The sequence below is a fragment of the Pseudomonas sp. genome (assembly GCF_049590575.1).
GTDB lineage: Bacteria > Pseudomonadota > Gammaproteobacteria > Pseudomonadales > Pseudomonadaceae > Aquipseudomonas.
On record NZ_JBAWDE010000085.1, the window covers coordinates 1 to 9,876 of the forward strand.

The 9,876-nt window shown below is 60.0% G+C and carries 10 protein-coding genes; 5 read left to right on the forward strand and 5 right to left on the reverse strand.

Annotated features, from left to right (window positions below; translation table 11 throughout):
- Nucleotides 1-133: 133 nt before the first annotated feature.
- The gene (gene fadD2 / locus WBR57_RS06460; RefSeq protein ID WP_424083122.1) at nt 134-1,822 is read right to left on the reverse strand and encodes a long-chain-fatty-acid--CoA ligase FadD2; all 1,689 of its coding nucleotides are present in this window, start codon (nt 1,820-1,822) and stop codon (nt 134-136) included.
- Nucleotides 1,823-2,024: 202 nt separating this feature from the next.
- On the opposite strand from fadD2, the gene WBR57_RS06465 reads away from it, so the two are divergent.
- Both WBR57_RS06465 and WBR57_RS06470 read left to right on the forward strand, forming a co-directional pair.
- The gene (locus WBR57_RS06465; RefSeq protein WP_424083123.1) at nt 2,025-2,969 is read left to right on the forward strand and encodes a lysophospholipase; all 945 of its coding nucleotides are present in this window, start codon (nt 2,025-2,027) and stop codon (nt 2,967-2,969) included.
- 84 nt (nt 2,970-3,053) lie between these two features.
- Complete coding sequence (locus WBR57_RS06470; protein ID WP_003175719.1) at nt 3,054-3,524, forward strand: MaoC family dehydratase; 471 nt, start codon at nt 3,054-3,056, stop codon at nt 3,522-3,524.
- Nucleotides 3,525-3,657: 133 nt separating this feature from the next.
- Here the strand turns inward: WBR57_RS06470 and WBR57_RS06475 are convergent, their stop codons facing one another.
- Nucleotides 3,658-4,125, reverse strand: coding sequence for a ferritin-like domain-containing protein (locus tag WBR57_RS06475; protein WP_424083124.1), 468 nt, complete (start codon nt 4,123-4,125; stop codon nt 3,658-3,660).
- 207 nt (nt 4,126-4,332) lie between these two features.
- On the opposite strand from WBR57_RS06475, the gene WBR57_RS06480 reads away from it, so the two are divergent.
- Entirely contained in the window at nt 4,333-4,569 is a 237-nt protein-coding gene (locus WBR57_RS06480; protein ID WP_008056784.1) for a DUF3820 family protein, read from the forward strand.
- Between the two features lie 9 nt (nt 4,570-4,578).
- On the forward strand, nt 4,579-5,754 hold the full coding sequence (locus tag WBR57_RS06485) for an aminotransferase class V-fold PLP-dependent enzyme (protein ID WP_424083125.1): 1,176 nt from the start codon (nt 4,579-4,581) through the stop codon (nt 5,752-5,754).
- A 115-nt stretch (nt 5,755-5,869) separates the two neighbouring features.
- On the opposite strand, the gene WBR57_RS06490 is transcribed toward WBR57_RS06485, so the two are convergent.
- The 3 genes from WBR57_RS06490 to zwf are packed head-to-tail and all read right to left on the reverse strand — an operon-like array spanning nt 5,870 to nt 8,719.
- Nucleotides 5,870-6,535, reverse strand: a complete 666-nt coding sequence (locus WBR57_RS06490; protein ID WP_048726837.1) for a bifunctional 4-hydroxy-2-oxoglutarate aldolase/2-dehydro-3-deoxy-phosphogluconate aldolase — start codon at nt 6,533-6,535, stop codon at nt 5,870-5,872.
- A gap of 17 nt (nt 6,536-6,552) precedes the next feature.
- Nucleotides 6,553-7,266 carry a 6-phosphogluconolactonase gene (pgl, locus tag WBR57_RS06495; protein WP_424083126.1) on the reverse strand — a complete coding sequence of 238 codons (714 nt, stop codon included), beginning with the start codon at nt 7,264-7,266 and terminating at the stop codon, nt 6,553-6,555.
- The gene (gene zwf / locus WBR57_RS06500; protein ID WP_122541617.1) at nt 7,253-8,719 is read right to left on the reverse strand and encodes a glucose-6-phosphate dehydrogenase; all 1,467 of its coding nucleotides are present in this window, start codon (nt 8,717-8,719) and stop codon (nt 7,253-7,255) included. Before zwf ends, pgl begins: the two co-directional genes overlap by 14 nt.
- Before the next feature lie 219 nt (nt 8,720-8,938).
- On the opposite strand from zwf, the gene WBR57_RS06505 reads away from it, so the two are divergent.
- Entirely contained in the window at nt 8,939-9,799 is an 861-nt protein-coding gene (locus tag WBR57_RS06505) for a MurR/RpiR family transcriptional regulator (RefSeq protein WP_170039859.1), read from the forward strand.
- The last annotated feature ends 77 nt before the right edge of the window (nt 9,800-9,876 follow it).

Sequence of the window (9,876 nt, forward strand, 5' to 3'; positions counted from 1 at the left end):
AATTGAAATGCAATCAAAATGTGGGAGGGGGCTTGCCCCCGATGGCGGTGTTTCAGTCACTGAATGTATCGACTGAGCTACCGCTATCGGGGGCAAGCCCCCTCCCACATTTTGATTGCATTTCAATTCATGGTCAGGCGATGTCGCGAAGCTCCCTGCGCAGAATCTTGCCCACCGGCGTCATCGGCAATGAGTCACGCAACACAATCTGCTTGGGCACTTTGTACCCGGTGAAGTTGGCCTTGCAGTAGCTCTTGAGTTCTTCAAGGCTCACGCCCTCGGCACGCGCCACTACGAACAGCTTGACCGCCTCCCCCGTGCGCTCGTCCGGTACACCGATCACCGCGCAATTGGCCACCGCCGGGTGGGCCATCACCACGTCTTCGATCTCGTTGGGGTATACGTTGAAACCCGAGACGATGATCAGGTCTTTCTTGCGATCGACAATGCGCACAAAGCCATCGTCGTCGATCACTGCAATGTCGCCGGTCTTCAGCCAACCCTCGGCGTCCAGCGCCTCGGCGGTGGCGGCCGGTTGCTGCCAGTAGCCCTTCATCACCTGCGGGCCCTTGATGCACAGCTCGCCGCGCTCGCCCAGGGGCAACTCGACGCCCTGGTCATCAATCACTTTCATGGCCGTGGCCGGCACCGGAATGCCCACGGTACCAAGCCGGGATTTGTTGCCGTAGGGGTTGGTGCTGGCCACCGGTGAGGTTTCTGTCAGGCCGTAGCCCTCGCCAATCGCGCAGCCGGTGATTTGTTCCCAACGCTCGGCCGTGGCCTTGATCAGCGCCGTGCCACCGGAGTTGGTGAGCTTGAGGTGGGAGAAATCCAGGCTTTTGAAGTCGGGGTGGTCCATCAACGCCACAAACAGCGTGTTGAGCCCCAGCAGCCCGGTAAAGCGCCAGTTCTTCAGCTCCTTGATAAAGCCGCCGATGTCGCGCGGGTTGGTGATCAGCACGTTGTGGTTGCCGGAAACCATCATGCACATGCAGTTCGCGGTGAATGCATAGATGTGGTACAGCGGCAGCGGCGCGATCATCACCTCCTGCCCTTCCTTGATCAGCGGGTGGCCGTCTTCGCCGGTCTGCGACATGCAGGCGCGCACCTGCTGCATGTTCGCCACCAGGTTGCCGTGGGTGAGCATCGCGCCCTTGGCCAGGCCGGTGGTGCCGCCGGTGTATTGCAGCACCGCGATGTCGTCCAGGGTGACCGGGTGACGGGTCACGCCCAGGCCGGCGCCCAGGCGCAGTGCGCGTTTGAACGACACCGCGCGTGGCAGGTGATACGCCGGGACCATCTTTTTCACCTTGTCGACCACGGTGTTGACCAGCCAGCCCTTGGCGGCGGGCATGAAGTCGCCCATCTTGGCTTCGATCAGGTAGTCGATCTCGGTGTCGCTGCACACTTCTTGCACCCGCGAACCGAACAGGTTGAGGTAGACCAGCGCACGCACGCCGGCGTCCTTGAACTGGTGGCGCATCTCGCGCGGGGTGTACAGCGGGTTGGTGTTGACCACGATCAGCCCGGCGCGCAAGGCACCGAACACGGCAATCGGGTAGTGCAGCACGTTGGGCATTTGCACGGCGATGCGCTCGCCAGGCTTGAGGTCGGTGTGCTGTTGCAGGTAACCGGCGAACGCCGCACTCTGGCGCTCAAGCTCGGCGTAGGTGAGGGTGATGCCCATGTTGCTGAATGCCGGCCGGTCGGCAAAGGCCTTGCAGGAACGCTCGAAGACTTCGATTACCGACTTGTAGGCCGTGAGGTCGATGTCATTGGGAACGCCCGCCGCGCGTTTGTCATTCCAGAAATCAGGTTGCATTATTCTTGTCCTCTTACCTGAGTGTGTCCGGCCACTTTTATAAAAAGCGGAGCTTTGGGGACGTTAGCAGCTATGGCCGAGCAGGCAAATACAGGAAGGCGCGTCATTAATTGCGTGAATCTTCCTACAAGGCCCTGCGTTGATCAGCCATCAGCGCCGGGATGAGCTATACACTGCAACGACCCTGAGCAAAGGAAGCGCCATGAACCACAGCACCTTCTGGCTGACCGCGAATGACCGCAGCCGCCTGTACGTCAACCAATGGATGCCCGACGGCCCGCCCAAGGCCGTGGTGATGCTGTCCCATGGCATGGCCGAGCACGGCGGTCGCTACGCGCGCCTGGCCCAAGCGCTGTGCGGCGCCGGTTACGGTTTATATGCGCTGGACCAGCGTGGCCATGGCCGCACCGCCGACGAAGGCACCCTGGGCCTGTACGCCGAGCAGGATGGCTGGAACAAAGTGGTGGGCGACCTGGCCAGCCTCAACCAGCATATCGGCCAGCAGCAGCCGGGGTTGCCGATCATCCTGCTGGGCCACAGCATGGGCAGCTATATCGCCCAGGCTTACCTGCTGCACCACAGCGCCAGCCTGAACGGCGCGATCCTCAGCGGCTCGAATTTTCAACCGGTGGCGCTGTACCGCGCAGCCCGGGTGATCGCCCGCGCCGAACGCCTGCGCCAGGGCTTGCGGGGGCGCAGTGCGCTGATTGAATGCCTGTCGTTTGGCTCGTTCAACAAGGCCTTTAAACCTAACCGCACCGCGTTCGACTGGCTCAGCCGCGACCCGGCCGAGGTCGACCTGTACATCAACGACCCACTGTGCGGTTTCCGCTGCACCAACCAGCTGTGGATCGACCTGCTGGGTGGCTTGCAGCAAATCAGCAAAGCGTCCAATCTCGCGCAGATCGATCCGGGCCTGCCGATCCTGGTGATGGGCGGCGAATGTGATCCGGTGAGTGAAGGCAAGCGTCTCAAAAACCTGGCCCATGCACTGCGTGAAGCCGGCTGCCAGAACCTGCAACTGAATATCTACCCGCAGGCGCGCCATGAAGTGTTCAATGAAACCAACCGCGATGAAGTCACGGCGGATGTGCTGACGTGGCTCGACCAGGCTCTGACCCTGCGCAGGCCGACTCGCTGCGAATAACTTCTTTTTGAAAATCAGCCGTTTAAACTAAGCCTTTGAACTAAGCCGATTAAATTACCGATTAGCCACAGGATGCACCTTTAGATGACCCAGGTAACCAACACCCCGTACGAAGCCCTCGAAGTCGGCCAGACCGCCAGCTACAGCAAGACTGTCGAAGAGCGTGATATCCAGTTGTTCGCCGCGATGTCCGGCGACCACAACCCGGTGCACCTGGACGCCGAGTACGCCAAGGCGACCATGTTCAAAGAGCGTATCGCCCACGGCATGTTCAGCGGTGCACTGATCAGCGCGGCGGTTGCCTGTGAGTTGCCTGGGCCTGGCACTATCTACATCGGCCAGCAGATGAGCTTTCAAAAGCCGGTAAAAATCGGCGATACCCTGACCGTGCGTCTGGAAATTCTGGAGAAGCTGCCGAAGTTTCGCGTGCGCATCGCCACCCGCGTGTTCAACCAGCGCGATGAGCTGGTGGTAGACGGCGAGGCGGAAATCCTTGCGCCGCGCAAGCAGCAGGTTGTGACGTTGACCGAATTGCCGCCAATCAGCATTGGCTGAAATCAGCGCAACGCAAATGTGGGAGGGAGCTTGCTCCCGATAGCGGTCGTTCAGGCACTGGATTCAGTGATTGACACTTCGCCATCGGGGGCAAGCCCCCTCCCACATTTTTTACAGCTTTACAGCGCCGGGCTTACGACTGAGCGCGAGCCTGGTTACGCAGGGCTTTCACTTGGTCGTGATTGCGCTGTGCGCCGTGGAACTGACGCTCAACCAGGTCACGAATACCCGCCAGGTTATGCTTGTTGATCTTCTCGAGCGCTTCTTTGTAAGCCTTCAGGGCGTGGTCTTCACCGCGCTCGGCTTCGTTCAGCACGGCTTCTTCGTCTTTACCGGTGACCATCGACTTCACGTCGACCCAGCCACGGTGCAAAGCGCCGGCTACCGAACCGGAATCTTCCGGATCACCACCCAGGGCACGCACGGCAGTCTTCAAATCGGCAACGGCGGAAGCGCAGTCCGCGGAGCGCTTGGCAAACAGAGCCTTGAGTTCTGGATGCTTAATGTCTTCTGCGCATTCCTTGAAGCCTTTCTGGCCGTCGATGCTGGTCTCGATCAGGTCGTTCAGTACGGAGATCGATTCTTTATTGATGTCAGTCATTTTTCAATTCCTTATGGCAGTTGAGAAAGGTTGTCTTAATGATTGCAGCGCTCGTGCCAGGTTTTGAAAAATAACTTTTATATTATATTTCAATAGCTTATAAATTATTGAACCATCTGTATGTACGTTATTTGCATGATCTGTCATTTGGCCTTCATGCAGAATGCCTGTATTTTCGAAAGCCTCGACTCAAAACGCTTGAAGCCCATGAACCCCGAAAAACTCGAACTGCTGATCACCCGGCAAATGCCCTTCGGCAAATACAAGGGGCGGATCATCGCCGACCTGCCCGGGCCCTACTTGAATTGGTTCGCCCGTGAAGGTTTCCCCCACGGCGAACTGGGCGGTTTACTGGCCTTGATGCAGGAAATCGACCACAACGGCCTGTCCGAACTGCTGGAACCGCTGCGCGCCAAACACGGCAAACCCGCCCCGCGCCATTAAGAGCCCGCCATGCCAAGGAATGCAGATAACGAACACCATTGGCAAACCATCGCCCAGCGCTATGCGCTGGAGCCTGGCCCGATCAATCTGGAAAACGGCTACTTCGGCCGTATGAGCCGCGCGGTACAGGCGCAGTACCTGGAGCACGTGGCGTTCATCAACCGCAGCAACTCGCTGCATGTGCGCCAGCGCTTCGAGACCGCTGAGAACGTCGAGATTCGTCGCCAGCTGGCCGGGCTGATCGACGCAGACCCCGAGGCGGTTGCCTTCACCCGCAACGCCACCGAAGCCTTGCAGTCGCTGATCCGCAACTACAACTGCCTGCAACCGGGTGATCAGGTGCTGATCAGCGACCTGGAGTACGACACGGTGAAAGGCGCGATGCGCTGGCTGGCGGGTTACCGAGGCGTGGAGGTGATCGAAATCTCCCACAGCCACCCGGCCAGTTTCGACAGCCTGCTGCAGACCTATCGCGAGACATTCGCGCAGTACCCGCGCCTCAAGCTGATGGCGCTGACCCATGTGACCCACCGCACCGGCCTGGTGATGCCGGTCGAGGCGATTGCCAAGGCCGCCCGCGAGCAAGGTGTCGACGTGATTCTCGACGGGGCGCATGCCTTGGGCCAGATCGAGTTCAACCTGGCGGCGCTGGGTATTCAGTTCGCCGGCTTCAACCTGCATAAATGGATCGGCGCGCCGCTGACCCTGGGCTTCCTATACATCGCCCCGGAGCGCCTGGCGGCTATCGACCCGGACATGGGCGAGTTCCACTACCCCACCACCGACGTGCGTGCGCGTACGCCCTACAGCACACCGAATTTTCCGGCGCTGATGACGCTGCCGCTGGTACTGGAAGAACACCGTGCCCTGGGCGGCTCGGCGGCCAAGGGTGCGCGGGTGAATTTCCTGCGGGATTTATGGGTGAGCCAGGTGCGGTCGCTGCCAGGGATTGAAGTGCTGACGCCGGACGATCCGCGCCTGTATTGCGGGATTACGGCGTTCAAGTTCACTGGGCGCGATCAAGCGGTGATGGTGGATCGATTGCTCAAGGAGCACCACCTGTTCACCACCACGCGCACAGGCGCGGCGTTTGGGACCTGTATTCGAGTCACGCCGGGGCTGGTGACGTCTGCGTCAGACATCCATGTGCTGGTCAGCGCTATCACCGAACTAAACACCCATTAACATTGTGGGATGGGTGTTTGTCCTCTATTTCCTGCAGGCAAAAAAAAGCGGTACACCGACCAAGTGCACCGCAAAAATGCCGTTAAGCACAGCAACAACGATTCGGTAAATCAGCTCAGTCCAGCAATGCCAGCGCCTGTGCGGTGACTTCCTGGATGCGTGCCCAGTCGCCGTTCTTGACCCATTCCGGGTCGAGCATCCAGCTACCGCCCACGCACATCACGTTTTTCAACGCCATGTAGTGTTTGATGTTGGCCGGGCCAACCCCGCCGGTCGGGCAGAATTTCACTTCGCCAAACGGGCCGCCCAGGGCCTTGATTGCAGCCACGCCGCCACTGACTTCAGCCGGGAACAACTTGAAGCGGCGATAACCCAGGCCATAGCCTTCCATGATGCCGGACGCATTGCTGATCCCAGGCAGCAGCGGGATCGGGCTGTGCACCGACGCTTCCAGCAGGTCGCGGGTAATGCCTGGGGTGACGATAAATTGCGAGCCGGCCACCTCAGCGGCTTCGAGCATATGGCGGTCGAGCACGGTGCCAGCACCGGTGCACAGTTCAGGGCGCTGCTCGCGCAGTACCTGAATGGCCTTGAGGCCGAACTCGGAACGCAGGGTCACTTCCAACGCGGTCAAACCACCGGCTGCCAGGGCATCGGCCAGCGGCAGGATGTCCTGTTCGCGGGCGATGGTGATCACCGGCAGGATCCGCGCCTTGGCGCAGAGGCTGTCGATCAGGGCAACTTTATCCGCCATGGACACGGTCGGTTGAGGGCTTTTCATAGCGGCTGATCCTTGGCTCATGGGCACCAGTAAATCTCTATTGTAGGTTGCAAAAACGCGCGAATCGGCATGGCAGCAACGTCATCACTGGCCAGCGCGGCGCTCAAGGTGGTCAATTTCGAACTGCCGGAAATCGACAGTGCGGTGTAGGTTGCCGAGGCCAGCAACGCGCGACTCATGGACAGGCGCTGGTGTGGCACGGTCGGCGCCAGCATCGGCCAGCAACGGCGAGTACCGTCGGCCTGCAGTGCTTCGCCCAGGTTGGGGCTGTCAGGGAACAATGACGCGGTATGGCCGTCATCGCCCATGCCCAGCACCAGCACATCAATGGCCGGCAACTCTGCCAACTGACGATCAGCCAGTTCGGCGGCGTCTTCAAGGTTCGCGGCAACGTTGTAGAGGCTCAGGAATCGGGCCTTGGCCGCCGGGCCTTGCAGCAGGTATTTCTTCAGCAGGCCGGCATTGCTGTCGGCGTGTTCCACCGGCACCCAGCGCTCGTCGGCCAAGGTGATGGTGACCTTGGACCAGTCCAGTGCCTGTTTGGCCAGGTTCTGGAAAAACGCCACGGGGCTACGGCCACCGGACACCACCAGAACCGCCTCACCACGGGCACTGATGGCCGCACGCAATTGACCCGCCACATCATTGGCCAAGCCGTCCGCCAGCAGCACGGGCGTAGGGTACTCATGGGCCGTTACACCCTGAGGCAGTTTCAATTCAGATATCGCCATACCACGACCTCCCATCCCGCGTGATCAGTGCAATCGAGCTCATCGGCCCCCAGGACCCGGCCGCATACGGCTTGGGCGCATCACCGGATTTTTTCCAGCCGGCGATCAACTGGTCACACCACTTCCACGCGGCTTCGATTTCATCTTTGCGAACAAACAGGTTCTGATTGCCGCGCATCACTTCCAGCAGCAACCGCTCGTAGGCATCCGGAATCCGGGCGCTGCGGTAGGTGTCGGAAAAATTCAGTTGCAGTGGCCCGCTGCGCAGTTGCATGCCCTTGTCCAGGCCCTGCTCCTTGGTCATCACGCGCAAGGAAATACCTTCGTCCGGTTGCAGGCGGATGATCAGTTTGTTGCTGATCTGCAAGCGCTGCTCGGGGGCGAAGATGTAGTGGGACGGTTCCTTGAAGTGGATGACGATCTGCGACAGTTTCTGCGGCATGCGCTTGCCGGTGCGCAGGTAGAACGGCACCCCGGCCCAACGCCAGTTACGGATATCGGCACGCAGCGCGACGAAGGTTTCGGTGTCGCTCTGGGTGTTGGAATTCTCTTCTTCCAGGTAACCCGGCACGGCCTTGCCGGCGCTGTAGCCGGCGATGTACTGGCCGCGCACCACCTGGGTGGTCAGGCCGTCCGGGCTGATCGGCGCCAGGGCCTTGAGCACTTTCACTTTCTCGTCACGGATGCTGTCGGCGGACAGGTCGGCCGGCGGGTCCATGGCGATCAGGCAAAGCAGTTGCAGCAGGTGGTTCTGGATCATGTCGCGCAGTTGGCCGGCCTTGTCGAAATAACCCCAGCGCCCCTCGATGCCTACCTGCTCGGCCACGGTGATTTCCACGTGGGAGATGTAGTTCTGGTTCCACTGGGTTTCAAACAGGCTGTTGGCAAAACGCAGCGCGATCAGGTTCTGGACCGTTTCTTTGCCCAGGTAATGGTCGATGCGGTAGGTGCGGTTTTCCGGGAAAAACTGCGCCACGGCGTCGTTGACCTTGCGCGAGGACTCCAGGTCCGAGCCGATCGGTTTTTCCAGTACCACGCGGGTGTTTTCCGCCAGGCCGACCTTGGACAGGTTCTCGCAGATCGCGCCGTACACCGCTGCCGGCGTGGCGAAGTAGGCAATCAGGCGCTGCTCGGTGCCGGCGATTTCAGCCAAGGCCACGTAGTCATCGGCCTTCATGAAGTCGACGTGGACATAGGTCAGGCGTGCCAGAAAGCGCTGGGCGATGGTCTCGTCCAGTTCCTTGCCGACGTATTTACGCAATTCTTTTTCGATATGGGCCAGGTGCTGCTGCTCGGAACCGGCTTCACGGGCCAGGGCCAGGATGCGCGTGTCGTCGTGCAGGAGCCCGGCGCCATCCAGTTGGTAGAGGGCAGGAAATAACTTGCGCAGCGCCAGATCACCCAAGGCGCCAAACAGGGCAAAGGTGCAGGGTTCTACGGTTATCGAAGGCATGATGTTTGTTCTTTTATCAAGTTAAGCTACAAATACCTTTTTTCAAGGCATCACTCAAGGAAAAATGTAGTAATAACCACAACATTTTCCCGAAAAACGCATTCCGAGTGGTGGTGTTCAGCTACCCTCAGTAGGATAGGCCACCGCAAACAGCCACTCGTCGATTGGCTACCGCTCATAATTTGCATCGTCGCCCGAAGGAAAGACTGAATGGACCGCGTGCGAAATCTTCTGGAACAGATCCGGAACCGCCTCGAAGAACTGAACAAGGCTGAGAAAAAAGTCGCCGAGGTCATCCTGCTCAACCCGCAGCAGGCCACCCGCTTCTCGATCGCAGCCCTCGCCCAAGCCGCTTCGGTCAGTGAACCGACGGTCAACCGCTTCTGCCGTTCGTTCGGCGTCAGTGGTTACCCTGAACTTAAATTGCAGCTGGCGCAAAGTTTGGCCAGTGGTGCGGCGTATGTCAGCCGCGCCGTGGAGGCCGATGATAACCCTGAGGCTTACACCCAGAAGATCTTTGGCAGCGCCATCGCATCATTGGACAGTGCCTGCCAGGCCCTGGACCCGGCCCTGATCAGCAAGGCCGTGGACTTGTTGATCCAGGCGCGGCAGATCCACTTCTTCGGCCTGGGCGCTTCGGCGCCGGTGGCCATGGACGCGCTGCACAAGTTTTTCCGTTTCAACCTGGCCGTGACCGCCCACGCCGACGTGCTGATGCAACGCATGATCGCCTCGGTGGCGCATACGGGCGAGCTGTTCGTGATCATTTCCTACACCGGACGTACCCGCGAGCTGGTGGAAGTGGCGCGCATCGCCCGCGAAAACGGCGCCTCCGTGCTGGGCGTGACGGCCGAGAACTCGCCCCTGGCCAAGGCCAGCACGGTGAGCCTGAACATTCCACTGCCGGAAGACACCGACATCTACATGCCGATGACCTCGCGGATCATTCAGTTGACGGTGCTGGACGTGCTGGCCACCGGGATGACATTGCGTCGTGGCGTGGATTTCCAGCCGCACTTGCGCAAGATCAAAGAAAGTTTGAATGACAGCCGGTACCCGGTGGGGGATGAGTTCAACTAAGCCAGCGTGTGTGCTGGATTCACTGACCCCATCGGGGGCAAGCCCCCTCCCACAGTTGAAATACATTCCCCTGTGGG